The organism is Janthinobacterium sp. 78, from assembly GCF_003096775.1.
Classification (GTDB): Bacteria; Pseudomonadota; Gammaproteobacteria; order Burkholderiales; family Burkholderiaceae_D; genus Janthinobacterium; species Janthinobacterium tructae.
In genome coordinates this window covers 4,064,953-4,089,903 of sequence record NZ_QENT01000001.1, presented here as the reverse complement: position 1 = coordinate 4,089,903, position 24,951 = coordinate 4,064,953, and the positions used below count along the sequence as shown (strand labels likewise).

The following is a 24,951-nucleotide window of genomic DNA, read 5'->3' as shown; positions in this document are numbered from 1 at the left end:
TTGCTGACCGCCTTTTTTTATTTGCCGACGCCATGACCACTATCAAATCCCCCCAGACGGCGCTGATCCACAGCGATTACCAGGCGCCGCAAGGCTTTGCCGCGTTTCCCAATGCCATCCATCACGCATCGACCGTGCTGTTCAAGGACGTGGCGGCCATGCGTTCGGGCGACTGGAAAGAGAAGAACGCCTACACCTACGGCTTGCACGGCACGCCCACCACGTTCACGCTGGAAGCGCGGCTGGCCGAGATCGAAGGGGGCAAGTACTGCCTGCTGGCGCCATCGGGCCTGGCGGCCATCGCCATGGCGGACTTTGCGCTGCTCAAAACAGGCGATGACGTTTTATTGCCGGAAAACATCTACAACCCGAACCGCGAACTGGGACGCTGGCTGGCGCAGGATTTCGGCATCACGGCCCGCTATTACGACCCGCTGATCGGCGCCGGCATCGCCGCCTTGATCCAGGAAAATACCAAACTCATCTGGGCGGAAGCACCCGGTTCCGTGACGATGGAAGTGCCGGACTTGCCCGCCATCTGCGCGGCCGCTCACGCGCGCGGTGTGCTGGTGGCTCTGGATAATACCTGGTCGGCTGGCCTGGCCCTGCGCGGCTTTGAGCTGGGCGTGGACATCATCATGCAGGCGCTGACGAAATACCAGTCGGGCGGCTCGGACGTGCTGATGGGCGCCCTGATCACGCGGGACAGGGCGCTGCATGAGCGCCTGGCGCTGGCACATATGCGCCTTGGCATGGGCGTGGGCGCCGATGACGCCTACCTGGTGCTGCGCGGCTTGCCCACCATGAAGCTGCGCTTCGACGCCCACGATGCGGGCGCACGCACGGTGGCCGCCTGGCTCAAGGATAGGGCCGAGATCGCCACCGTGCTGCATCCGGCCTTCGCCGATTGTCCCGGTCACGCCATCTGGCAGCGCGATTTCACGGGCGCGGGCGGCCTGTTTTCCGTGCTGTTCGATGCCCGCTACACGGAGGCGCAAACGGACCGTTTCGTCGATGCCTTGCAATTGTTCAAGATAGGCTACAGCTGGGGTGGCGCGAACAGCCTGGTGATGCCGTACCGCATCGCCGCCATGCGCAAGGGCTGGCCATTGCCGGGCCAGCTGGTGCGCCTGAACGTGGGGCTGGAAGACCCGCAGGACTTGATCGCCGATATCGAGCGGGCGTTCGCGGCGATGTAGCGGCGGCAGTCGGGAGCCTGCCGCGCATGCTGTTTACATCGGTACGGGACTGTTGTTGTTCAGGTCGAGGAAGCCGCGCAGCAAGCGGTAGGCTTTCCACAGCCAGGCCACGCCCCACACGACGAACGCCAGCGGAATGCCGATGATGGTAATCCACAGCACGGCGCCGACGACGATCCAGGCCACATACCACCAGAAGGAACGGATCATCCAGCTGTGATGGCTGTACACGAAGGTCCCGGCCGCCTCGTCGCGCTTCACATAATTGATGATGAGCGGAATGAAGGAAAACGCGCCCAGCGAAAACACAAAGCTGGCGCCATGTATCAGGTACAACCACCAGGCCAGGTTCTTGGTCTGCCGGAGTGGGGTATCTAAAATAATATCTTGTGACATGCAGGCTCCTGCTTGATTGTTTGTTCAGGTTTTTATTGTAACAAGCTCTGTTGAACGGGAGCGCAATCCATGGAAAAAGGCGGAATACATTGTTGAAAGCAGATTCACATCCCACCTTGGCCGCGCGCGCCAGGTCATGGCTGCGGCGCGCCGTGCCGGCCTTGTTGCTGTGTGCCACGGCGGCCCATGCCGCCGGCCCCACCCTGGAGGCGGAGTTTGCCGCTGGCTTGAAGGAAGAGGGCCTGGCGGGCGCCGTCTGGAGCGAAGTCTTGCCCGATGGCACAGTCAAAGTCGGCGCGTCGGGCCAGCGCGATGGCGCCAAGCACCTGCCCATGCAGGCCGACACGCGCGTGCAAGTGGGCTCCGTGGGCAAGGTGGCGCTGGCGCTGGGCGTCTTGCGCCTGGTCAGCGAAGACCGGCTCACGCTCGACACGCCCTTGCAGCAGGTGCTGCCGGAACTGGCGCTGAAAAACCCGTGGCAAGCCAGCGACCCCGTGCGCATCCGCCACCTGCTGGCGCATACGTCCGGCCTCGATAACGTGCGTTTCTGGCAGGCGTTCAGCCTGAATCCGGCGCCGCAGACACCGCTGGCCGCCGCTTTTGACGGCGGGCGCAGCCTGCTGCGCGTGCGCGCCCGGCCCGGCAGCCGCTATGCATATTCGAACATGGGCTATGGCTTGCTGGGCATGGTGATCGAGAAGGTCACGGGCCAGCCGTATGAGCGCTATCTCGATGCGCAACTGCTGCAGCCGCTGGGCATGGCGGACAGCACGTTTACTTTCGTCACGCAGGCGGGCGCGCAGGCCGATCCGCGCCTGGCCATGGGCCACTTCGAGCATGGCGTGGCGCAAGCGGCCGTGCCGCAGTATTTGCGTCCGGCCGCGCAATTTACCACCACGGCGGCCGACATGGGCAAGCTGGCGCAATTTCTGATGGGCGACGGCAAACTGCAGGACAAGCGCTTCATCGCCCCGGCGCTGATGGGCGCCTTGTCCGCACCGGCCGGCACGGATGCGGCGCAGGCGGGCCTGGCAACGGGGCACGGCCTGGCCCTGGCCGTGCGCGACCGCCACAATGTGGTGGGCGCCTGCCACCCCGGCACGGCCGTGGGTTTTCGCGCCATGCTGTGCCTTTATCCTGAACAGAAAAGCGCCTTCTTCGCGGCCTTCAATACGGATGCGGAAGCAGCCGACTATGAACGCTTCAACCGCCTGCTGCTGCGCGACCTGGAGCTGCCGCTGCGCGCGCCAGCGCCGCAGGGCATGCCCGCGCCCACGGTGGAAAACTGGCAGGGCGTGTACGTGCCGTCACCCAGCCCCATGGCCAGCATGGCCTGGGTCGATGCCGTCTTCGGCTTTGCGCGCCTGAAATGGGATGGCGAGTCGCTGTTCCTGATCCCGTTCCAAGGCGAGCCGAAGGAACTGGAACCGGTGGGCGGCTTGCTGTTCCGTGCCAGCGACCGCAGCACGCCATCGCACGTGCTGATGCAGGAGGACGGCAAGCATGTGCTCAGCGATGGCTTGCGCAGCTATGAGAGGGTGTCGATGCTGCGCATGCTGGTCTTGTGGGGTAGCCTGGCCCTGGGCGCGGCGGGCTTGCTGTATGTGCTGGTGGTGGGTGTCTGGCGCGCCGCGCTGCGCCGCCTGGGGCGGGGCGACCATCTGTTCGCGCCCCTGCTGTCGCTGCTGGCGCTGCTCTTGCCGCTGCCGTTTTTCTATTTCCAGTCCTACCTGCGCCTGGGCGACGTCACCATCGCCAGCGTGCTGCTGGCGCTGGTCACGGGCGCGTTGCCGCTGAGCATGGCGTTCGGCCTGGCGCGCTGCTGGCGCAGCCGTGGCACGGCTGCCGAATCGGGCTCGTGGGCGAAATGGGATTGGGTGGCCTTGCTGGCGGCGCTGCAACTGCTGCTGGTGCTGGCCTGGTGGGGCTTGCTGCCGTTGCGGCTGTGGCAGTTGTAGCTTGTCAGGTCCAGGCAGCCAGCAGCCGGCGCCACCAGCGCTGCGCCGGCTTGGGCTGGCTGCCATGTCCGGCGCGCCCGGCCCGCTTGGCGCGATAGCTGGCCGCCGCCATCTGCAGGCCGACGCGGTCCATCGCCGCCATCGCCTCGGCTTCCTGCTGCGACAAGCCATGCTGCAAGGCTTGCACCCGGGGTTCGAGCAGGAAGGCGGCACGCAGGGCGTCGTCCGTGTACAGCCTGGCCAGGTAGGTCTCGAGTGCGGGAGAGCTCATGCGCTCCGCCCCGCGCGCAAGGCCGCGCGCGCCAGCTCCAGCTGGCCCAGCACATGCTCGAACGACGGGTAATTGCCGTCGCGTTCGACGATCACCGTCAGCGGTTGCGGCGCCAGGCGCGCCAGCTGGGTCAATAAAGCGAAGACTTCGGGCGGCACATCGTGCAAATGGTCGTCCAGCAAGCGCTGGCCGCCGCCCGGCGCGGCTATCCAGTGGCCGCCACTCAGGTGCACGGCGCCGACCCGGTCCAGGGGCAGGCGCAGCAGCAATTCCTGCGGCGACTCGCCAGCATTGACGGCATTCGCATACAGGTTGTGCAGGTCCAGCAGCAGCGGCACGTGCGCGCCGTGGATAATCTGCGCCAGCCACTCGGCTTCGTCCAAGGTGCTGGCCGGCGGGTCTATCAAGGTGGCGATGTTTTCCATCAGCGGCGCGCTGCCGACGATGCGCGTGGCCAGAGCGATATTGGCGATCGCGCCGGCGGCGCTGAGCGGCGTGCGCGGCGGCGCCGCCAGGTGGCCGATTTCCACGCCGCCGGCGCGCACGAAACTCAGGTGCTCAGACCAGGACTCCGCCTGTACCGTTTTCATCAGGCGCGCCATCGCATGCAGGCGGCGCGGGTCGGCGGGAATCGTCGAGGCCAGCCCCATGCCCACGCCGTGCAGGCTCACCGGCACCTGGCGCGCCAGGCTGCACAGGGCGGCGATGCCGGCGCGCGAGGCGCGGTAATAGTCGTCGGCGATCACTTCCAGCACATCGATGTGCGCCAGGTTGGACAGGATGCCGGCAGCCAGTTCGCCGCGCCAGCCCAGGCCGACGCGGTCGCGCGCGGTTTCCTGGCTAACTGCCACAGCCGCCACCACCACCGCAACCGCCACAGCCGCTGCCGCCGCCATCGCCGCCGCCATCACCGCCGCCCGATGACGAGTCGCCCGTGCTGCCGGACGAGGAGTCGCTACCCGTGCCTTGCCGGGGCACCGGGTACAGCTCGGCGACATACGCGTACACGGACAAGGGCAGGGCGCCGAGGCCGAAGATGGCGGCCAGCAGGGCCATGTCGGCGCTGCTGCTGCCTGCGTGCAGGCGCGATGCGCGCTGGTTCAGCCGGCCAAACAGCATGCGCAAGTCGGTCAGCAGCCGCTGCGCGCTCCAGCTGGTCGCCTGGGTGCGCAAGCCGCGCAGCATGAGCAGGAAGATCGCCAGCAGCAGCGCCAGGAACAGCAGGTTGTAGTGCTGGCGGCTGATGGCGATGACGGCCTTGACGGCAGCCACCGTCAGCAGCAAATAGTGCGCGGGCCAGGTGATGCGTGCGCGCCGGCGCAGCAGCGGCGGGCCGACCAGCAATTCCTGCTGCGTCAAGCTGTCCTGGTAGGCGCGGCACGCTGGCAGCATGTCCGCCTGCGCGGCCAGTTCCTTGCTGTGGCCCTGGCGGCCCAGGTACAGCCGCAGCACGTCGCGTTCGATGTCATGGCTGGCGAAGCGCAGACTGTCGGCGCTGGCCGTTTCCAGCAGCGGGCCCTCGGCGCGCAGCAAGCCGCGGTCGACCAGCACGATGGCGGCGATCTTCACGGCTTCGAGCGCGCCGCCGCGCAGGAAGGCGATGCGGTACGGGTCATCGGCGAGCGACAGCTGGGCATGCGGATTGCGCAATTCCTGGCGTATCAGCAACTCGCGCGCGAGGTAGTACACGAGCAGGCCGAAGATCAGGTAGGCCAGCAGGAACCAGGGCCCGCTCCAGTCGAACGGATTGACGCCGTTCACCGCATGGTCTCCGCGTGTTCGCGCAAGCGTTCGGTAATGGTCATCAGGCTGGTGAAGGCGGGCAGGGCTTGCCCCGGCGCCAGGCGCGCCGTTTCGCGCGCTGCCGACATGGTTTGCAAGGCAGCGTGCAGGGCCGGGTCGCCCAGCTGGTCGACAAACGCTTCGAGCGCCTGCTTGCCGGACCGCGCGGACTTGCCCTCCAGCTGCGCCAGCGACGCTGCGGCGGAACGCAGTGGGCCGGCCGCGTCGGCGATGGCGCCGGCCAGCTGTTCTTCGTTCAGACTGAGGAGCATATACCGTTCGCGCATGCGCACCTGCTGGTTCAGCAGCACTTGCCGTAGCCGGCGCAGCACGGCGTCGCGGCTGGTGTGCAGGCTGGCGAAAGGGGCAACGCCATACAGCACCTTGTGGCGCGCAATGATGTCGGCGAACTTGACGGCGAAGGCGTCGGCGGCCTGCGTCAATTCGTTTTCTTGCAGGAACATCACCTGCAAATCGATGGCGGCGTGCGCCATGCGCAATGGCCCGCGCAGCGCATCGGCCGATGCCGGCGTAAAGCGCTTGAGCAGCAACAGCAGGTTGACGTCGGAGGTGGCGCGCACCTGGCCATCGGCGGCCGAGCCAAACAGCACGGCGGCGGCAAGGTCGTCACCAAAGGCGCTTTGCGCGGCGGCGACGAACAAGTCCAGGTGGCGTTGTATCTCTTCTGGCAGCGATGGCGGCATGCGGTGTTCTTTCACGATGGGCAAGCTTGGTAGTCACAAGTTTGCAATATAGCAAAAATATGCCATCGTGCGCGCGCCGCCAGGCGCCAACTCAGGTCAATACGTTGAGCAAGCCATCGAGACCCACGAAGTTCAGCGCCACATCGGCTTGCGAGCGCACCACGGGCTTGGCGCGGAAGGCCACGGACAGGCCGGCGATGCCCATCATTTTCAAGTCGTTGGCGCCGTCGCCCATGACGATGGCTTGCGACGGCGTAATGCCCAGCTCCGCGCATACTCTTTCCACCGTGCGCTGCTTTTCCTCGGCGTCGACGATGCCGCCCAAAACCCGGCCCGTCAGCTTGCCGTCGACGATTTCCAGTTCATTTGCGTGCGTGTAGTCGAGGCCCAGGCGTTGCTTCAGGCGCTCGGTGAAGAAGGTAAAGCCACCGGACACCAGCAGGGTTTTCAAGCCGGCCTTTTGCACGGACGCCAGCATGGTTTCGGCGCCCGGCGATAGTTTTAAACGCTCGTCGTAGACGCGCTGCAGGGCCGATGCATCGAGGCCTTCGAGCAGGGCCACGCGCTGCTTCAGGCTGGCCGCGAAATCGAGCTCGCCGCGCATGGCCGCTTCCGTGATGGCCGCCACTTGCGGCTTGAGACCCTGCATGTCGGCGATTTCATCGATGCACTCGATGGTGATCAGGGTCGAATCCATGTCCATCGCCACGAGCTTGAATTCACTCAGTTCGCGCTGGCCCATCATGTAGGTGGCGTCCAGCTGCGCCGCCTGTGCCGCCACTTCGATGGTGGGGCGCAGCGCGGGCGAATAGGCGATCTGCTCGCAGCGCACGGCGTTCGGCCCCAGGCGCGTGACGGACGTGGGCGCGGCCAGCGCGGCGATGCGCTCGAGGCGGGCGCTATCGCCGTCCAGGCCCTGCAGGATCAGGTTCATGGTGATGGAAGTCGTGTTGGTCATGGGGCTATCCTGCATAAATGGTCGAAATGGTCTACACCGTCAATTGCTTGATGGTGGTCTTGATCTGCGTCACGCGCGCGGCCAGGTCCGGCATGGCGGCCGTGATTTTCAGCTTGTCCTGGCCATGCAGTTTGATATGGCGGTTCTTCTGGATCAGCTCGATGATGCGCATCGGGTCGATGGGGGGCTTGGCCATGAATTGCAGGGTGGCCGCTTCGCCATGCACGTCGATCTTGACGATGCCCACGGTTTTCGCCGCGATGCGCAGGCGGTGCGTCTCGATCAGCGCTTTCACGGGGCCGGGCAACTTGCCGAAGCGGTCGATCAGCTCTTCCTGGATATCGTCGATCTTCTCTGGCGTGGCGCAGTTGGCCAGGCGCTTGTAGATCGACAGGCGCTCGTGCACGTCGCCGCAAAAATCGGCTGGCAGCAGGGCCGGCACGTGCAGGTTGATTTCCGTCGTCGAGGCCAGCGGCGCTGCCAGGTCCGGCTCCTTGCCGGCCTTCAGCGAGCGCACGGCTTCGTGCAGCATGTCCGAATACAGCTGGAAGCCGATTTCCGTCATCTCGCCCGACTGGCTCTCGCCCAGCACCTCGCCGGCGCCGCGGATTTCCAGGTCGTGCATGGCCAGGTAAAAGCCGCTGCCCAGTTCTTCCATCTGCTGGATGGCGTCCAGGCGGCGTTGCGCCAGTTTTGTCAGGCCCTGCACGTCGTGCACCAGCAGATAGGCGTAGGCCTGGTGATGCGAACGGCCCACGCGGCCGCGCAGCTGGTGCAGCTGCGCCAGGCCGAACTTGTCGGCGCGGTGCATGATGATGGTGTTCGCCGTCGGCACGTCGATACCCGTTTCGATGATGGTCGTGCACAGCAAAATATTGAAACGCTGGGCGACGAAGTCGCGCATGACCTTTTCCAGGTCGCGCTCATGCATCTGGCCGTGCGCCACGGCGATGCGCGCCTCGGGCAGCAGTTCCGTCAGCATGGCCAGGCGGTTCTGGATGGTTTCCACCTCGTTGTGCAGGAAGTAGATCTGGCCACCGCGTTTGAGTTCGCGCAGACAGGCTTCGCGGATGATCGCTTCGCCTTCGCTGCGCACGAACGTCTTGATGGCCAGGCGCTTTTGCGGCGCCGTGGCGATGATGGAAAAGTCGCGCAAGCCTTCCAGCGCCATGCCCAGGGTGCGCGGGATCGGCGTGGCCGTCAGGGTCAGCACGTCCACTTCCGCGCGCAAGGCTTTCAGCGCTTCCTTCTGGCGCACGCCGAACCTGTGTTCCTCGTCGATGATGACCAGGCCCAGACGCGTGAATTTCACGTCGTCCGACAGCAGTTTATGCGTGCCGATGACGATGTCGATGGTGCCGTCGGCCATGCCCTTGAACGCCTGCGTGATCTCCTTGCCGCTGCGGAAGCGCGACAATTCCGCGATGCGCACGGGCCAGTCGGCGAAGCGGTCGGCGAAGGTTTGCGCATGCTGCTCGGCCAGCAGGGTGGTGGGCGCCAGTATCGCTACCTGCTTGCCGCCCATCACGGCAATAAACGCCGCGCGCAGCGCCACTTCCGTCTTGCCGAAGCCGACGTCGCCGCACACGAGGCGGTCCATCGGTTTGCCCGAGGTCATGTCCTTGATGACGTTGCGGATGGCCTCGGCCTGGTCCGGCGTCTCGTCGAAGCCGAAGCTGTCGGCGAAGCGCTGGTAGTCGTGCGACGAGAATTCGAACGAGTGGCCCTGGCGCAGCGCGCGGCGCGCATACAGGTTGAGCAGCTCGGCGGCCGTGTCGCGCACCTGTTCGGCCGCGCGTTTTTTCGCCTTTTCCCACTGGCCCGAGCCGAGCGAGTGCAGCGGCGCGTCTTCCGGCGACGCGCCCGAGTAGCGCGAGATCACATGCAGCTGCGACACCGGCACGTACAGCTTGGTGTCCTTGGCGTATTCGAGGTGCAAAAATTCCGTCTCGCCTTCGCCCAGGTCCATGCTGGTCAGGCCCATGTAGCGCCCGATACCGTGGTTGATGTGCACCACGGGATCGCCGATTTTCAGCTCGGACAGGTCGCGCACCATCGATTCGACCTGCGTCACGCCTTCCTGCTTCTTGCTGCCGACCCTGCGGCCGGAACCGGCATACAGCTCGGTCTCGGTGATGAAGGCCAGATTGCCGTCCGGCGTGAACAGCTCGAAGCCCGCATGCAGCGGCGCCACGCCCAGCATCAGCTTGGCGTCGGACTGCAGAAAACCGTCGCTGCCTTCCACCGGCGTCAGGTGCAGATCGTATTCGGTGAAGTACTGCTGCAAGGTTTCGCGGCGGCCGTTCGATTCGGCGCAGATCATCACGCGGCGGCCCGATTGCAGCAGATAGCTGCGCAGGTTGGCCAGCGGATCGTCGGCACGGCGGTTGACGGCGATGTTCGGCACGGGCGCCGACAGTTCGGAGGCCAGCGCGTCGTTCGATTTCGCAATCGCCAGGCGCGCATACGGCTTGGCCAGGCCGAAGAACTGCTCGTCGGACAGGAACAGCGATTCGGGCGGCAGAATCGGCCGCTCGCGGTCGGCCTTCAAAAAGCGGTAGCGCGACTGGGTATCGGTCCAGAAGCGCCCGATGGCAGCGTCGATCTCGCCCACCAGGGCCAGCGAGGCGTCGGGCGGCAGGTAGTCGAACAGGGTGGCCGTCTGCTCGAAGAACAGGGGCAGATAGTATTCGATACCGGCCGAGGCGATGCCGCTGCTGATGTCCTTGTAGACGACCGAGCGCGACGGGTCGCCCTCGAACTGTTCGCGCCAGCGGTTGCGGAAGGTGGTGCGCGCCGCTTCGTCCATGGGAAATTCGCGGCCCGGCAGCAGCCGCACTTCGTGCACCGGATACAGCGAGCGCTGGGTATCGGCGTCAAACGTGCGGATGGTCTCGATGGTGTCGCCGAACAGGTCCAGGCGGTAGGGCAGGGCCGAACCCATGGGGAACAGGTCGAGCAGGCCGCCGCGCACCGAGTATTCGCCGGGCGACATCACTTGCGAGACATGGCTGTAGCCGGCCAGGGTCAGCTGCGACTTCAAGCGCGCTTCGTCGAGCTTTTCGCCCTTCTTGAAGAAGAAGGTGTAGGCGGCGAGGAACGACGGCGGCGCCAGGCGCACCAGCGCCGTGGTGGCCGGCACGATCAGCACGTCGCACTGGCGCGTCTGGATTTCATGCAAGGTGGCCAGGCGCTCGGAGACCAGGTCCTGGTGCGGCGAAAAGGCGTCGTAGGGCAGGGTTTCCCAGTCCGGCAGCAGATGGCAGCGCAGTTCCTTGCCGCCAAACCACGGGATTTCATCGAGCAGGCGCTGGCCGTCGCTGGCCTGCGCCACCACCACGGCCAGCATCTGGCCCCGCGCTTTCAAGGCCAAAGCGGCCAGCGCCAGGGCATAGGCGTCGGATGAACCATACAGGGCGGGCAGCGCGTAGCGGTTGCCGGGCTTGGGAAGGGCTTTTGTTAAGTCTAAGGACATGCAGGCGATGACACTGGTGACAGAGGCAGTTGACAGGAAAGGCTGTATTGCGTGCGGCGCCCTTCATGAAGGCGCCAGCAGGCACGATTATAGACCATCGCCCTCATCGCCGCGCTTGAGAAAACCGTCGCGAGCGGCAGTGATTTGTGGTCAAGAAGCGCAGCCGTACGCTAGTACGGTGAGCATCGCAGGCCGCAAAGCGCGACGCGCAGCAGGTTTTATCCTGCGCGGACATTCGCGATACCGAAAGGAACATGCACCATCGGTATCGTGCCGCCGGCTGACTTCAAATGGCTCAGCTGGTCGTCGAAGAAGATATGCGGCTTGAACACGGCCAGCACGCGCGACTTGTCCATGCCACCGAGGAAAAACGTCTCGTCGGCCGCCACGCCCCAGCTTTTCAGGGTCGTCACGACGCGCTCGTGCGAGGGCGCATTGCGCGCCGTGATGATGGCAATGCGCAAGATCTTCTTGTAGCCGGGGTCGCGCCGCTGCGCCTTTTCTTCCAGGCGCTGCATGGTGGCCAGCTTCTGGAACAGGTCGGCCAGCGGGCCGGGACGGTGCGGCGTGCCCACGTTCAGGGTTTCATGGGCGTGGAATTCATCGACGTCGTTGTTGCGCTTGAAGACGGTTTCCGCTTCGTCGTCGGCGATCACGCCGTCGAAATCGAAGGCCACGCGCAGTTCTTCGTCGTTCTCGTCGTCTTCCGTGCGCGACGGCAGCACCAGGCCGGCCGGATAGTTGCAGGCCAGCGCGCTGCGCACGTCGCCTTCATTCGCGCTGAGGAACAGCGAGGCGTTGAAGGCCGGCAGGTAGGGGTAGGGCGACTTGCCCGTCATGAAGGCGGCGCGCGAAATATCCAGGCCGTAGTGGGCGATCGAGTGCATCACGCGCAAACCCGTTTCCGGCGAATTGCGCGAAAACAGCACCACTTCCACGGGCGACTGGCGCGGATAGTGTTTGTTGATGTTCAGGAAGCGGCGGATGAAAGGAAAGGCCACGCCGCGCGGCAAGACCGTGTCGATATGCGTTTCCTGGTACTTGCGGTATTCCTCGGGGCCGTTGTCGAGGTAGACCTGGTGCGATTCGGCCAGGTCGAACAGGGCGCTGGAAGCGACCCCGATCACCAGTTTGTGTTCGATAGGATATGCCATGGTCTGCCCGTTGTTTGCTTGTTGCTCATCTTATACGACTATCAACTGCGCAGCCAATAGTGGCGCGCGGCGATTTTTTGCACCAAAGCAGGGCGCCAGGCCATTTTTTTGTCCGCTGTGCAACACGCGCCACAGTAAAGAAATAAATCTTGTTCTGTATCAAGTATGTAGCAGCCAGAAAGATATTTTTCCTCTATGCTTGCAATTATGAATTCTCGCCAATTGTAACGAAGCGTACGCCCCACCCCCGCCACCTTTTATACAAATGTCAGCCGTTCTACCTGAACATGCCAGCCTCAGCCTTGCCAGCAGCAGTTTTGACTAATAAAGGACCTAGCCATGTTTAAGAATTTACTGATCAAATGGAAGTTGGCGACCCTTGTCGCCGTGATGATGGCGGCACTGCTGGTGGTGGGCGTCTGCGGTTACACGGGCATCGCCACCGTGGGCCGCGCCGTCGATGAGGTCGGCGTGGTGCGCCTGCCGTCGATCCAGGGGCTGATGATGATGAGCGAGGGCCAGACGGCCGTCGCCGCCGCCACCCTGACGGCCGCCATCTATGAAAACAATTACCAGGCACAAGACAAGTTCGCGGAAGCGCTGCAGCTGCGCACCAAGGCCTGGAGCAATATCGAGGCGGGCCGCAAGCTGTACGAGCCGCTGCCGCAAACGCCCGAGGAAGCCGTGCTGTGGCAGCGCTTCCAGGGCGAGTGGACTGCCTGGAAGGCGGACGACGACAAGGTGCGCGCCATCCTGCGCCAGCTGGCCGACAACCGCGACGAGCCGCGGCAGAAAGAGCTGTTCGTGGCGTTCTACCAGCAATACCAGGCTTCGCGCAGCCTGTTCGGCAAGGCCGAGGCCACGCTCAACGAGATCATCAAGCTCAATAACGGCGTGGCCGACGCCAGCGTCAAGGATGGCAGAGCGGCCGTGATTCGCTCGGAAAGCCTGATGCTGATCCTCGGCTTGCTGGCCTCCGCGCTGGGCATGGGCTGCGCCGCCTACATCACGCGCGCCATCACGCAGCCGATCAATGCGGCCGTGAAAGTGGCGCAAACGGTGGCTTCGGGTGACTTGACCAGCCACATCGAGGTGCACACGACGGAAGAGACGGGCCAGCTGCTGCAAGCGTTGAAAGACATGAATTCCAGCCTGGTCAACATCGTCGGTCAGGTGCGCAGCGGCACGGAAACGATCGCCACGGCGTCGTCGGAAATTGCCAGCGGCAACCTGGACCTGTCCTCGCGCACGGAAGAGCAGGCCAGTTCGCTGGAAGAGACGGCATCGTCGATGGAGGAGCTGACGGCCACCGTGCGGCAGAACGCCGACAACGCCCAGCAGGCCAACCAGCTGGCGCTGAGCGCTTCCGGCGTTGCCGTCAAGGGCGGTGCCGTGGTGGGCAAGGTGGTCGAGACCATGGACGCCATCAACGATTCGTCGCGCAAGATCGTCGACATCATTTCCGTCATCGACGGCATCGCCTTCCAGACGAATATCCTGGCCCTGAATGCGGCCGTGGAAGCGGCGCGCGCGGGCGAGCAAGGGCGCGGTTTCGCCGTGGTGGCCAGCGAGGTACGCAACCTGGCGCAACGCTCGGCGGCGGCGGCCAAGGAAATCAAGACCCTGATCGGCGACTCCGTGGTGGCGGTCGACGCGGGCAGCAAGCTGGTGGCCGAGGCGGGCAACACGATGGCCGAAATCGTCGCCAGCGTGCAGCGCGTGACGGACATCATGGCGGAAATCAGCCTGGCGACGCAGGAGCAAAGCTCGGGTATCGACCAGATCAACCAGGCCATCGGCCAGATGGACCAGGTGACGCAGCAAAACGCGGCCCTGGTGGAAGAGGCGGCCGCCGCGGCCGAATCGCTGCAGGAGCAATCGGGCCAGTTGGCCGGGGTGGTCAGCGTCTTCAAGCTCGATGGCGCACTGGCACCGGCCGTGCAGGCCAAAGCGGCCGCACCGCGCCGCGTGATGGCCAGCGCCGCGCCGAAGCGTCCGGCGCCGCCGCGTCCCACCGCAGGCCGCCCGGCCCTGCACGCCGTACCATCGTCGCGCCAGAGCGCGCCGCGCGACGACGAGTGGGAAGTGTTCTGATGGCGTGACGGCGTCAGCCTGCGCTACCGGACGGCCGCCTTGCGCGGCCGTTTTTACCTGCGCGCACGGCGGCCGCCACTTGCTAAAAAAATATCGTTATGAGAATAGCTGTTTTGCCATCTAAGCAAATCTTTTCAAAACTTAACGCGACATTGCTTGTGAGATAACTCACACTGCCAGCCGTACCACCCCTTGTTCCTGCCTCGGCCACATCCCGGCTGACCCCTTCGCCTGTTGCGTCCGGCCATACGTGGCAGGCGGCAGCCATTGCCGTCAGCCTTGCAGGCGAGTCCGGCGCGATGACCGATGCACCACACTGAAGGATGCGAATAGATGGCAAATATGAAAATCGGCACGCGTCTGCGCTGCGCCTTTGCGTTGTTGACCTTGCTGCTGCTGGCGACTGCCGCGCTGGGCATGCTGCGTCTGTCGAACCTGGAACTGCGCATGCGCGACGTGATCGATGACAAATATCCGAAAACCGTGCTGGCCAACGACATCATCAAGAATGTCAACATCATCGCGCGCTCCTCGCGCAACCTGCTCTTGATGAGCGAGCCGCAGCAGCTGGCGCAGGAACGCGCCAGCATCGCCCGCGCGGGCGCCGAGACGGAAAAGGACCTGGCGCAGCTGGACAAGGTGGTGCTGTCGCCGCAGGGCCGCCAGCTGATGGCGGCCGTGATACAGGCGCGCGCTGCCTTCAACGGCGGGCGCGACAAGGTGCTGGCCCTGCTGCAAGAAGGGGAGCGCGACGCAGCGACGAATTTGCTGCTCGGCACGGTGCGCGGCGAGCAGCTGCGCTACATGGCGGCGCTGGAAAACCTCATCACGCACCAGCATGAGCTGATGGAACAGGCCGGTGCCCAGGTGGACGCGGAATACGCCACGGCGCGCGATATGCTGCTGGCGCTGAGCGCGCTGGCCGTGCTCTTCTCGCTCGTCACGGCCTGGCTGGTCACGCGCAGCATCGTCACGCCGCTGCACTATGCCTTGAGCGTGGCGCAGACCGTGGCCGCCGGCGACCTGACATCGACCTTCGGCCGCCATGGCGGCGATGAAACGGGCAAGCTGCTCGATGCGCTGTGCATCATGAACGGCAACCTGCTCGACATCGTGCAGCAGGTGCGCAGCGGCACGGACACCATCGCCACGGCGTCGTCGCAGATCGCGGCCGGCAATATCGACCTGTCGTCGCGCACCGAGGAGCAGGCCAGCTCGCTCGAACAGACCGCGTCGGCGATGGAGGAACTGAGCTCCACCGTGCAGCAGAACGCGGACAATGCGCGCCATGCCAGCGTGCTGGCCATCGAGGCGGCGAACATCGCCGCCGCCGGCGGGCAAGCCGTGGGGCAGGTCATTCACACCATGGACGCCATCAGCGCTTCCTCGGCGCAGATTGCCGACATCATCGGCGTGATCGACATGCTGGCCTTCCAGACGAATATCCTGGCCCTGAACGCGGCCGTGGAAGCGGCGCGCGCGGGCGAGCAGGGGCGCGGCTTTGCCGTTGTGGCGACGGAAGTGCGCAACCTGGCGCAGCGCAGCGCGGCGGCGGCGCGCGATATCCGCGCCCTGATTGCCAATTCCACCCTGCAGGTCGACGCGGGCGCAGCCCTCGTCGCGCAGGCCGGCGCCACCATGCAGGACGTGGTGGCGGCCGTGGGGCGCGTGAGCCAGATGGTGGCCGACATCACGGCCGCCAGTGCCGAACAAAGCACGGGCATCGGCCAGGTCAGCCAGGCGGTGCTGCAGATGGATGAAGTGACGCAGCAGAACGCCGCCCTGGTGGAGGAAGCGGCGGCCGCGTCGCAATCGCTGGAAGGCGAGGCGGCGAAGCTGCTGCAGGTGGTCAGCGTCTTTCACTTGCAGCGGGGGCCGGCGCGCACCTTGCCGCGCGGCCGCGCGCCGGCCGTGCCGCGCCTGCTGGCCTAGTGGCGCGCCTGGCAAGGTTCTGGCTCGGCTGCGTCGCGCTGTGGCGGGCGCGGCGCCAGGCGCGCGAGCTGCAGGCGCGCCTGGACAGCGCCATCGTCGACGGCGAATTCTGCTTCCACTACCAGGGCAAGTTCGATACGGCGCAACTGCGCCTGGTTGGCCTGGAAGCGCTGCTGCGCTGGGACCATCCGCGCCATGGCCTGATCTACCCGAACGCCTTCATCGGCCTGGCCGAGCAGACTGACGCCATCGTCGCGCTGGGCAACTGGGGCATCGACGCCGCCTGCCGCCAGCTGGCGCAGTGGCGCGCGGCGGGCTTGCCCCTGGTGCCTGTCGCCGTGAATGTCTCGGCGCGCCAGCTGTGCCAGGCGCACTTGCCTGACTTCGTGCAGCGCTGCCTGCAGCGCCACGCCATTCCTGCCGGCCTGCTGGAGCTGGAAGTGACGGAAAGCTGCTGCATCGACGACATGGCGCAAGCGACGCAGGGCTTGCGCCGCCTGCGCGCGCTGGGCCTGGCCATTTCGCTCGACGATTATGGCACCGGTCATGCGGGATTGAGTCATGTCAGGATGCTGCCGATTCACACCATCAAGATCGACCGCTCCTTCATCGCCGACCTGGGCAGCAGTGGCAGCGACGCGGTCATCGTCGCCTCGACGCTTGCCATGGCGCGCGGCCTGGGCTTGCAGGTGCTGGCCGAGGGCGTGGAAAACGGCGAACAGCTGGCGCAGCTGCGGCGCCTGGGCTGCCCCCAGGTCCAGGGCTTCTACCTGCACCGGCCGGCGCCTGCGGCCGAGGTAGCCGCGCTGCTGTCCGCTGGCGCGCCGGCCGGCCGTGTAACAACGCCGCAACAAGGCGCCATGCGGCATGGCGCGGATGCTCAGTAAAATAGGTCCTCTGCAAGCCGCGTGCTTTAACACCTACTCCCCCACGCAAGAATGATAAACAGTCCCGTCCCGGCCTATGTCTTCGGCCCGTTTCGCCTTTTGCCGCTGGAGCGCGTGCTGTTCGAGGGCGACCGCGCGCTGCGTCTGGGCAGCAGGGCGATGGACTTGCTGCTGGCCCTGCTGGAGCGTGCCGGCGACATCGTCGACAAGCATGAACTGGTGACCATCGTCTGGCCCCACGCCGTGGTCGATGACGCGACCTTGCGCGTGCACCTGGCGGCGCTGCGCAAGGCGCTCGGCGATGGCCGCGATGGCCAGCGCTACATCACCACCATTCCCGGGCGCGGCTACGGCTTCCTGGCGCCGCTGGCACACACGGGCCGGCCGGCGCCCGGGATGGCGGGCGTGGAGCCGCGGCATAACCTGCCCGTCATGCTGACGCGCATGCTGGGCCGCGCCGAGGTGCTGCAAACGATGGCCAACCAGCTGCTGCAATTGCGCCTGCTGTGCATTGCCGGTCCGGGCGGCATCGGCAAGACCACCCTTGCCGTCGTCCTGGCCACGCGCGTGCTGCGCCGTTATGCCGACGGCGTGTGTTTCGTCGACCTGGCGCCGCTGGACGAGGGCAGCCTGGTGCCGCTGGCGCTGGCCACGGCGCTGGGCGTGGCGGTGCCGGCCGGCGATGCCATGCCGGTCCTGCTGGCCTACCTGCGCCCGCGCCACATGCTGATCGTGCTCGATAACTGCGAGCACGTGATCGGCGCTGCCGCCACGCTGGCCGATGCCTTGCTCAAGGGCGCACCACTGCTGCATGTGCTGGCCACCAGCCGCGAGCCGCTGCGCATCACCAGCGAGCAGCTGCTGCGCCTGCCCGCGCTGGAATTGCCGCCGGAAGATGCCGTGCCCGATGCGGCGGCGGCGCGGCACTTCGCCGCGGTGCAGCTGTTTTGCGAACGCTGCGCGGCCGTCGACGAGGCTTTCGTGCTGGCCGACGCCGACGTGCCCGTGGTGGTGGATATCTGCCGGCGCCTCGATGGCATCCCGCTGGCGCTGGAGCTGGCGGCCGGGCGCATCGGCCATTTCGGCTTGCACGAGTTGCGCCGCCAGCTCGATGACCGCTTTCGCCTGCTCACGCGCGGCGCGCGCAACATGCCCTTGCGCCACCAGACCCTGCGCGCCACCCTCGACTGGAGCTACGGCTTGCTCGATGCGCAAGAACGCCAGGTGCTGCAGGCGCTGAGCGTGTTCAAGAGCCGTTTCCGCCTGGCGTCGGCCGGCGCCGTGGCGGGCTGCGACGTGTTCGATACGCTGGCCGACCTGGCGGCCAAGTCCTTGGTCAGCATCGAGTTTTGCCGCCAGCACGTGTATTACCGGCTGCTCGACACCACGCGCGCCTACGCCAGCGCGCAGCTGTTGGCGAGCGGGGGCGCCGGCGCCGTGCTGCTGCGCCATGCGCGCCATTGCCTGGGCCTGGCGGGACACATCGCCGCCGACTGGGAACGCATGGCGCCGGCGCACTGGAGCGCGCGCTACGGCCGCCATGTCGATGACCTGCGCGCCGCCATCGACTGGGCTTTCGGCGAGGACGGCGACGTGGCGCTGGGCGTGGCCCTGACCCTGGGCGCGCAAACCCTGTTCTATCAGCTGTCGTTGATGGATGAGTACCGCGTGCGCGTCGAGCGGGCGCTCGCATGCATGGACAGGCATGCGCTGGAGGACCCCGACAGCGAGATGCAGCTGCACGCCTCGCTGGCGCACCTGCTGCTGCATACGCAGGGCGTCACGGGTACCATGCTGCGTTCGTTCCAGCGCGGCTATGTGCTGGCCATGCGCACGGACGACGCCAGCCGCCGCGCTGAAGCGATTTGCGGCATGTGGGTCTGCAGCCTGAAGATGGCCGATTTCCAGGGCGCCGACAATTACGTGGAGCAGCTGGCCGTCCTGTGCGCAGCGCGTGATGACACGGCGATGCGGCTGGTACTGGCGCGCATGCGCTCGGCGGGCGCGTATCTGCGCGGGCGGTATGCGCAGTCGGCGGCACTGGCGCGCATGGTGCTGGCACACCCCGAGGGCGCCGGACAACTTGGTTTCAACAATGCCTTGCTGGCCGACCACCAGGTTTGCCTGCGCGGCACGCTGGCGCGCTGCCTGTGGATGCAGGGCCGTCCCGACGACGCGCTGGCGCTGGCGCGCGAGGCGGTGACGGTGGGCTTCGAACACAATGGCGTCACGCTGTGCGTGGCGCTGGCCATCAATGCCATTCCCGTCGCCCTGTGGTGCGGGCAGCGGGGGCTGGCGCATGCCTGGACTTGCCTGCTGTGCGAGCATGCGGCCCGTTATGGCCTGCTGTACTGGAGCGCCTGGGGCGCCGCCTACCAGCGCCTGCTCGATGCGGGCGAGGCGCTGACGCAGTTCCCCTGGCCTTCGGTGCGCAGCTGGCCGATACAGATCGATTTGATGGCTACCTTGCACGACGCCGCCGCCGATAGCCATGCGCTGCGGCGCGCACGCACGGGCCAGGCGCCGTGGAGCGCGCCGGAAGTGCTGCGCCGCGACGCGCATCACCGCTGGCGGGCGCTGGCACCAGGCGATGCGGCCGGCCTGGAAGCGGTGCGCGCGCAGCTGGAAGAGGCGCTGCTGCTGGCCAGGGGCCAGCAGGCGCCGGGCTGGGAGCTGCGCTGCGCCACCAGCCTGGCGGCCGTGCTGCAGGCGCAAGGCCACGGCGCCGCCGCGCATGCCTTGCTGGCCCCTGTGCATGCCAGCTACGCGCAGGGGCACGACACGACGGATGTGATGGCGGCAGCAGCTTTGCTGGCGCAGTTGGCTTGAACGCTATTCGTAGGCGCCCAGCCGGCGCTGTTCCTCCGGCGTGAAACTGGCGTCGCGCAGCTGTTGCAGGGCTGCCGCATCCTGTGCGCCGCCGGGCAGGCCCGCCTGCTGCGCCTTCTGCGCTTGATACGCGATGATGCGCTGCTGCCACTGCGATTCCTCGCGGTCCAGTTCCGCCAGGCGTGCTGCCGCCGCTGGTGTGAAGGTGTTGGCGCGCAGGCGGTAGACTTCATTCTCGCCGCCGCCCTGGGCCCGCAAGGCTTGGACGGAGGCGTCCAGCTGCGCCACCCTGGCCGGTGCATCGCGCGCATCGCGCTGGGCCGGCGACAGCTTCTGGTCCAGTGCGGCCAGTTGCGCCTGGCGCTGCGCCTCGTCCAGCGTGGCGTCGCCGAGTATCGCCATGCGTGTCACGGCGTCGTCGTCATACGCGTCGCTGGCGCCGAACAGGCCCGCGCTTTCCTCGGGCGTAAAATAATTGCCGCGCAAGGCGCGCATCGCTTGCAGGCGCGCGCGCGCCGCCAGGGCCGCATCGGCTTGCGCCGGCAAGGCTTGTTCCGCGCCGGCCAGCGCCTGCTTGTAGGCCAGGTACGCGCCCAGCAGGCGCTTCGCTTCGCGGGCGGGGACGGGCGCCAGGCGCTTGTCGAGTTCCGCCTCGATCTGGCTGCGGATGGCGGCCAGCGGCTTTTCGCCCAGGCCCGCCAGGTAGTAATCGAACAGGTGGCCCAGTTCCGCGTCGACCACCAGCTTGTCGCCGGCGGCCACCGTCACGTTGCCGTCGGGCCGCGTGCCTTGCATCGAGCGCACGAACGCGAACAGGTCCGGCTCCGGTTTTTCCGGCGGCGGGGCGGGCGGTTCGCCTGGCCGCAGCACCAGGTACAGGGCCAGGGCCGCCAGGCTGGCGCCGATGATCCATTTCGCGTTCGTGCGCATCGTCGCCTCCTTACAGTCCCAGGCCTTGCAGGCGGTTGGCCTGCTGGCGGAAGACGGTGACGGGGCTCGTCTCGAACAGGTTGACGATGCCGACGAACTGGTTGACTTCATCGAGGTGGTTCATGGCGTAGTCGTCGCGGATCACCTTGCCCAGGTGGCTGGAGCAGCTGCTGACCAGGCCATCGTTCTTGACGCCGCCGAAGGCCAGGCTGATGGCGGCCAGCAGCGGGTCGCCCACGTCGAGCACATTCGTGTACGGTTGCGCGCCGCTCCACGAAAAGTAATGCACGCCTTGCACCTGATAGGCGCCTTCGCCGCAGGCCGAGGTGGGCACGCCTTGCGGATGGCGGCTATTGAAGGCCAGCGAGCCGGCCGTGGACAGGGAGGTGAGCGAGGCACCCGCGTTTTGCGGCAGTCCCTTGTTGCCCGACAAAATGCCGATCAGGGAGGCGAGCGCATTGCCCAGCGCACCGCTGGTATTGGGAATGGCGCCGCTGAGGATGTCGGCTACTTTCGAACCCTTGTTGACGCCGGCCACGCTGGTGACGGACGCCACCAGGTCGGGCCGCACGGAAGCGACATAGCGGGCCGTGGGGCCGCCGTGGCTGTGACCGATCAAATTGACCTTGGCCGCGCCCGTGGCGGCGAGGATTTGCCGCACCTGTGACAGCAGCTGCTCGCCGCGCACTTCGGTGCTGTTGGCGGCCGACACGGTGGTCACGTACACTTGCGCGCCGCCGCTGCGCAGGGCGGCGGGTACGCCATAGAAATACTCGACGGGGCCGAGCTTGTCGAAGCCGAACAGGCCGTGCACCAGCACGATCGGGTACTTGGTTTGCGTGTAGCCGGCGGCGCTGGCGCTGCCGGGCAGGATGGCGAGGGACAGCAGCAGGGTGGATAGCAGTTGCCAAAAGCGTGTCTTCATTTTGTCTCCGTTATTTGAAATAGTATGGAAATGTCGATGCTGTAGCGATGTGCCGTGCGCCGCTGCACATTCTATCGATGCATTAAATATAGCGAGCGCTCGGTTTTTTGAATGTAGCACCGCTGGATTTAAATTGCTGTGAATTGCATGATGCAGCGCAATAACTGTGGGAATTTGGCGTTGCGTCTGCGCCCATTGCATAGTTGAAAGGTCAAATAGTTGTTTTCCTGAGCTATAATCGGCCCGGCATCAGCCGTCCCGCCGTCTTGCAGCGCCGCTCAGGCGCTGTCTTACATTGCTCATACACCGTTACTTGGGAATGCACTTGTCGACCCATTTCAATTTTGAACAGTTTCAGCAGATGACGCCTTTAAATGGCGAAAACATCTGGGAATATATTCTTGACCGCCACGCGGAGCGCATCGGCGTCAAACGCCGCAAGCCGGCGCTGGAAAATCTGGAACGCATCTTCGTCGCCACCTTCCGCCTGGCCAATGACGTGGGCTTCCGCGCCATGAGCTTGCGCGACCTGTGCCGCGAAACGGGGCTGTCGATGGGCGGCCTGTATGGCTACATCACCAGCAAGGACCAACTGGCCGAAATGATCGAGGACGTGGTGCGCCACGCCACGCAAGCCTTGCCGCTGCTGTTTGCCGACGTGAAGTCGCCGCTGGACCGGCTGGAGGCGATGATACGCTCGTCGATCTACCTGTCCGAGGTGCTGCAGCCGTGGTTTTATTTCGTCTTCATGGATTCACGCGTGCTGCAGGTGGAGCAGCGCAGCATGGCGAAGAATTCGGAACTGTATGTGCAGACCCTGATCGCCGCCACCATCGCCGAAATCGAGCCGAAGCCGCAGGGCGATCCCACCTTGCTGGCCGCGCACTGCCTGGCCCTGTTCCAGGACTGGTACGTGAAGCGCTGGAAGTACCGCGCGGCGAAGGTCAATGTTGACGATTTCGCCGATAGCGTCGTCGCTACGGTGCGCGGGTATTTGAGCATGACCGCTGTGTAAACCTCGGCGGTACTTGTCGGGTTACGCCGTCCCGGCTAACCCGACCTACGATTGGTGATTGATGCAGTAGTAGGTAGGTCGGATTAGCGAAGCGTAATCCGACAAGATACCTGCGTCAGTTCGTGGTTTCGATGGGCAGCGTCTCCGGCACGGCCGCCGGATCCGTCGGCGTCTCCACGTCCATATCCAGGGTCTTGATCCCGTTCATGTCGATGAATTCGTCGTACAGCCACTCGCCATCGACCTGGCTCAGGCCTGCCGGCACGGCGCGCGTCACTTGCGGGCGCGTCGACAAGGCGGTGCGCATGTAGTCGATCCAGATCGGCATGGCCAGGGTGGAACCAAATTCGCGCCCGCCCAAGGACTTGGGCTCGTCATAGCCCATCCACGCCACCGCCACGATGCCGCCGCCGTAGCCGGCGAACCAGCCGTCGACGGCATCGCTGGTGGTGCCCGTCTTGCCGGCGATATCGCTGCGCCCCAGTTTTTTCGTCGCCGCCGCGCCCGTGCCGGTGCGGGCCACTTCGCGCAGCATGCTGTCCATCACGAAGGCGTTGCGCGGATCCAGCGCCAGGGTCTTGTCGTCGTTCGGCGCGGGCGGCTTGGTCTGCATCAGCACCGTGCCCCTGGCGTCGACGATGCGGTCGATCAAATACGGTTCCACCTGGTGGCCGCCATTGGCGAACAGGGCGTAGGCGCCCGCCATCTGCACGGGCGTGACGGAACCCGTGCCCAGCGCCATGGTGAGATTGCTGGGCTGGCGGGCCGGGTCGAAACCGAATTTTTCCAGGAAGTCGTGCGTATAGGACACGCCCAGCGCACGCAAGATGCGCACCGAGGCCACGTTCTTCGACTGCGCCAGCGCGTAGCGCATGGTGATGGGGCCGTCGAACTTGAAGTCGTCATTCTGCGGCGCCCACACCTTGCCGCCCGCCTGCATTTCCAGGGGTACGTCGTTGATCAGGGTGGCTGGCGAAAAGCCTTTTTCCAGCGCCGCCGAATACACGAAGGGCTTCATGGCCGAACCGGGCTGGCGCCAGGCTTGCGTGACGTGGTTGAATTTTTGCAGGTTGTAGTCGAAGCCGCCCACCATGGCGTGGTAGGCGCCCGTTTCCGCATCGAGCGAGACGAAGGCGGCGGCCACCAGCGGCACTTGCGTGATGGCCCAGTTGCCCTTGGCATCTTTGGCGATGCGAATCACGGCGCCCGGGCGCAGTTTGATGCCGGCGCTCGCCTTGGCGGACAGGGCAGGGGCGGCAAAGCGCAAGCCGTCACCCGTGATGGCCTTGGCGTCGCCATCGCCGATGTCGGCCAGCACCTTGCCGCTGGCGACTTGCGTGACGACGGCGGCGATCAGGCCGTCGCTGTCCGGGCGTTTTTGCAGTGCAGCATCGATGGCGTCGTCGCGCTGCTCCGGGTCTTGCGGCATGTCGATGAAGGTTTCCGGGCCGCGGTAGCCGTGACGCTGGTCGTAGGCGATGACGTTGCTGCGCGTCGAGGCGTAGGCCGCGTCCTGGTCGGCTTTCAGGATCGTCGTGTAGACGCTGATGCCCTTGGTATAGCTGTCTTCCTTGAACTGCGCAAACACGGCCTGGCGCGCCAGTTCGGCCACGTATTCGGCGTGCGTATCGAAACCCTGCTTGCCGCGGGTGTTGAAATGCAACGGCTGCGCCAGCGCCTGCCGGTACTGGCCTTCGCTGATGTAATCGAGTTCGCGCATGCGTTTCAAGACCAGCTGCTGGCGCGCGTGCGCCTTTTTCGGATTGCTGATCGGGTTGTGGCGCGAGGGGTTTTGCGGCAAGCCGGCCAGCATGGCCATTTCCGCGATCGACAGTTCCGACAATGGTTTGCCGAAGTAGGTCTGCGCCGCGCTGCCGAAGCCGAACGAGCGCTGGCCCAGGTACATCTGGTTCATGTACAGCTCGAGAATCTGCTCTTTCGACAGGGCCGCCTCGATTTTCAGGGCCAGCATGATTTCATTGAGCTTGCGCGAAGCGACTTTTTCGCGCGTCAGGAAGAAGTTGCGCGCCACCTGCATGGTGATGGTGGAGCCGCCGCCGTGGCCGAAGCCGTGGCGCAGGTTTGACAGCACGGCGCCGCCGGCGCGCACGAAGTCGATGCCGTGGTGTTCGTAGAAGCGGCCATCCTCGATGGCCAGCAGGGCCTTTTTCATCATTTCCGGCACTTGCGCAATCGGCACGAAGTCGCGGTGTTCTTCGCCGAATTCGCCGATCAGCACATTGTCGGCCGTGTACACGCGCAGCGGGATCTTCGGCTGGTAGTCGGTGATGACGTCCAGTTCGGGCAGGCGGGGGCGCACATACAGGAACAGGTACGCGGCCAGCAGCATGGCGGCGGCCAGCGCGGCGCAGCCAGCGATGATGATGGCGCGCACGGTGGCGCGGCGGGAAGGCCAGGGGAATCCGGTTCGTTTGGCAGTCA

The 24,951-nt window shown here is 65.7% G+C and carries 18 protein-coding genes; 7 read left to right on the top strand and 11 right to left on the bottom strand.

Annotation, left to right across the window (positions count from 1 at the left end):
- Positions 1-32 precede the first annotated feature (32 nt).
- Positions 33-1,199, top strand: a complete 1,167-nt coding sequence (locus C8C92_RS17935; protein WP_116744824.1) for a cystathionine beta-lyase — start codon at positions 33-35, stop codon at positions 1,197-1,199.
- A gap of 33 nt (positions 1,200-1,232) precedes the next feature.
- Here the strand turns inward: C8C92_RS17935 and C8C92_RS17930 are convergent, their stop codons facing one another.
- Entirely contained in the window at positions 1,233-1,595 is a 363-nt protein-coding gene (locus C8C92_RS17930; protein WP_116744823.1) for a hypothetical protein, read from the bottom strand.
- A 92-nt stretch (positions 1,596-1,687) separates the two neighbouring features.
- Between C8C92_RS17930 and C8C92_RS17925 the strand changes: the two genes are divergently transcribed.
- Positions 1,688-3,553: a serine hydrolase domain-containing protein gene (locus tag C8C92_RS17925; protein ID WP_165829480.1), complete on the top strand. Its 1,866-nt coding sequence runs from the start codon at positions 1,688-1,690 to the stop codon at positions 3,551-3,553.
- A gap of 4 nt (positions 3,554-3,557) precedes the next feature.
- Here C8C92_RS17925 and C8C92_RS17920 read toward each other — a convergent pair whose 3' ends face one another.
- The 7 genes from C8C92_RS17920 to C8C92_RS17895 form a co-directional block, all read right to left on the bottom strand.
- Entirely contained in the window at positions 3,558-3,824 is a 267-nt protein-coding gene (locus C8C92_RS17920; RefSeq protein WP_116744821.1) for a hypothetical protein, read from the bottom strand.
- The gene (locus C8C92_RS17915) at positions 3,821-4,675 is read right to left on the bottom strand and encodes a DUF692 family multinuclear iron-containing protein (RefSeq protein ID WP_165829479.1); all 855 of its coding nucleotides are present in this window, start codon (positions 4,673-4,675) and stop codon (positions 3,821-3,823) included. The genes C8C92_RS17920 and C8C92_RS17915 overlap by 4 nt, the downstream gene beginning before the upstream one ends.
- Complete coding sequence (locus C8C92_RS27550) at positions 4,665-5,585, bottom strand: TIGR04222 domain-containing membrane protein (RefSeq protein WP_165829478.1); 921 nt, start codon at positions 5,583-5,585, stop codon at positions 4,665-4,667. Before C8C92_RS27550 ends, C8C92_RS17915 begins: the two co-directional genes overlap by 11 nt.
- Positions 5,582-6,310: a hypothetical protein gene (locus C8C92_RS27545; protein WP_165829477.1), complete on the bottom strand. Its 729-nt coding sequence runs from the start codon at positions 6,308-6,310 to the stop codon at positions 5,582-5,584. The genes C8C92_RS27550 and C8C92_RS27545 overlap by 4 nt, the downstream gene beginning before the upstream one ends.
- A gap of 91 nt (positions 6,311-6,401) precedes the next feature.
- Positions 6,402-7,244, bottom strand: coding sequence for a phosphoserine phosphatase SerB (gene serB / locus C8C92_RS17905; RefSeq protein ID WP_116746015.1), 843 nt, complete (start codon positions 7,242-7,244; stop codon positions 6,402-6,404).
- A 55-nt stretch (positions 7,245-7,299) separates the two neighbouring features.
- On the bottom strand, positions 7,300-10,743 hold the full coding sequence (mfd, locus tag C8C92_RS17900; protein WP_116744818.1) for a transcription-repair coupling factor: 3,444 nt from the start codon (positions 10,741-10,743) through the stop codon (positions 7,300-7,302).
- A 218-nt stretch (positions 10,744-10,961) separates the two neighbouring features.
- The gene (locus tag C8C92_RS17895; RefSeq protein ID WP_099763412.1) at positions 10,962-11,897 is read right to left on the bottom strand and encodes a 5'-nucleotidase; all 936 of its coding nucleotides are present in this window, start codon (positions 11,895-11,897) and stop codon (positions 10,962-10,964) included.
- A gap of 339 nt (positions 11,898-12,236) precedes the next feature.
- On the opposite strand from C8C92_RS17895, the gene C8C92_RS17890 reads away from it, so the two are divergent.
- From C8C92_RS17890 to C8C92_RS17875, 4 genes are all read left to right on the top strand, one after another.
- Positions 12,237-13,991 carry a methyl-accepting chemotaxis protein gene (locus tag C8C92_RS17890; RefSeq protein WP_116744817.1) on the top strand — a complete coding sequence of 585 codons (1,755 nt, stop codon included), beginning with the start codon at positions 12,237-12,239 and terminating at the stop codon, positions 13,989-13,991.
- 333 nt (positions 13,992-14,324) lie between these two features.
- Positions 14,325-15,923 carry a methyl-accepting chemotaxis protein gene (locus C8C92_RS27980; protein ID WP_116744816.1) on the top strand — a complete coding sequence of 533 codons (1,599 nt, stop codon included), beginning with the start codon at positions 14,325-14,327 and terminating at the stop codon, positions 15,921-15,923.
- Positions 15,923-16,810, top strand: a complete 888-nt coding sequence (locus C8C92_RS17880) for an EAL domain-containing protein (protein WP_165829476.1) — start codon at positions 15,923-15,925, stop codon at positions 16,808-16,810. The genes C8C92_RS27980 and C8C92_RS17880 overlap by 1 nt, the downstream gene beginning before the upstream one ends.
- A 51-nt stretch (positions 16,811-16,861) precedes the next feature.
- Complete coding sequence (locus C8C92_RS17875) at positions 16,862-19,639, top strand: winged helix-turn-helix domain-containing protein (RefSeq protein ID WP_116744814.1); 2,778 nt, start codon at positions 16,862-16,864, stop codon at positions 19,637-19,639.
- Between the two features lie 3 nt (positions 19,640-19,642).
- Here C8C92_RS17875 and C8C92_RS17870 read toward each other — a convergent pair whose 3' ends face one another.
- Together C8C92_RS17870 and C8C92_RS17865 are read right to left on the bottom strand one after the other, a co-directional pair.
- On the bottom strand, positions 19,643-20,569 hold the full coding sequence (locus tag C8C92_RS17870; RefSeq protein WP_116744813.1) for a lipase secretion chaperone: 927 nt from the start codon (positions 20,567-20,569) through the stop codon (positions 19,643-19,645).
- Between the two features lie 10 nt (positions 20,570-20,579).
- A complete protein-coding gene (locus C8C92_RS17865; protein ID WP_099763418.1) occupies positions 20,580-21,494 on the bottom strand; it encodes a triacylglycerol lipase in 915 nt (304 codons plus the stop codon).
- A gap of 319 nt (positions 21,495-21,813) precedes the next feature.
- Between C8C92_RS17865 and C8C92_RS17860 the strand changes: the two genes are divergently transcribed.
- On the top strand, positions 21,814-22,509 hold the full coding sequence (locus C8C92_RS17860; protein WP_099763419.1) for a helix-turn-helix domain-containing protein: 696 nt from the start codon (positions 21,814-21,816) through the stop codon (positions 22,507-22,509).
- Positions 22,510-22,624: 115 nt separating this feature from the next.
- Here C8C92_RS17860 and C8C92_RS17855 read toward each other — a convergent pair whose 3' ends face one another.
- A complete protein-coding gene (locus C8C92_RS17855) occupies positions 22,625-24,859 on the bottom strand; it encodes a PBP1A family penicillin-binding protein (RefSeq protein ID WP_243420418.1) in 2,235 nt (744 codons plus the stop codon).
- Positions 24,860-24,951: the final 92 nt, after the last annotated feature.

Coding starts and splice junctions, on each gene's coding strand:
- C8C92_RS17935 (WP_116744824.1), top strand. CDS start 33: ATGACCACTATCAAATCCCCCCAGACGGCGCTGATCCACAGCGATTAC.
- C8C92_RS17930 (WP_116744823.1), bottom strand. CDS start 1,595: ATGTCACAAGATATTATTTTAGATACCCCACTCCGGCAGACCAAGAAC.
- C8C92_RS17920 (WP_116744821.1), bottom strand. CDS start 3,824: ATGAGCTCTCCCGCACTCGAGACCTACCTGGCCAGGCTGTACACGGAC.
- C8C92_RS27545 (WP_165829477.1), bottom strand. CDS start 6,310: ATGCCGCCATCGCTGCCAGAAGAGATACAACGCCACCTGGACTTGTTC.
- serB (WP_116746015.1), bottom strand. CDS start 7,244: ATGAACCTGATCCTGCAGGGCCTGGACGGCGATAGCGCCCGCCTCGAG.
- mfd (WP_116744818.1), bottom strand. CDS start 10,743: ATGTCCTTAGACTTAACAAAAGCCCTTCCCAAGCCCGGCAACCGCTAC.
- C8C92_RS17895 (WP_099763412.1), bottom strand. CDS start 11,897: ATGGCATATCCTATCGAACACAAACTGGTGATCGGGGTCGCTTCCAGC.
- C8C92_RS17890 (WP_116744817.1), top strand. CDS start 12,237: ATGTTTAAGAATTTACTGATCAAATGGAAGTTGGCGACCCTTGTCGCC.
- C8C92_RS27980 (WP_116744816.1), top strand. CDS start 14,325: ATGGCAAATATGAAAATCGGCACGCGTCTGCGCTGCGCCTTTGCGTTG.
- C8C92_RS17875 (WP_116744814.1), top strand. CDS start 16,862: ATGATAAACAGTCCCGTCCCGGCCTATGTCTTCGGCCCGTTTCGCCTT.
- C8C92_RS17870 (WP_116744813.1), bottom strand. CDS start 20,569: ATGCGCACGAACGCGAAATGGATCATCGGCGCCAGCCTGGCGGCCCTG.
- C8C92_RS17865 (WP_099763418.1), bottom strand. CDS start 21,494: ATGAAGACACGCTTTTGGCAACTGCTATCCACCCTGCTGCTGTCCCTC.
- C8C92_RS17860 (WP_099763419.1), top strand. CDS start 21,814: ATGCACTTGTCGACCCATTTCAATTTTGAACAGTTTCAGCAGATGACG.
- C8C92_RS17855 (WP_243420418.1), bottom strand. CDS start 24,859: ATGCTGCTGGCCGCGTACCTGTTCCTGTATGTGCGCCCCCGCCTGCCC.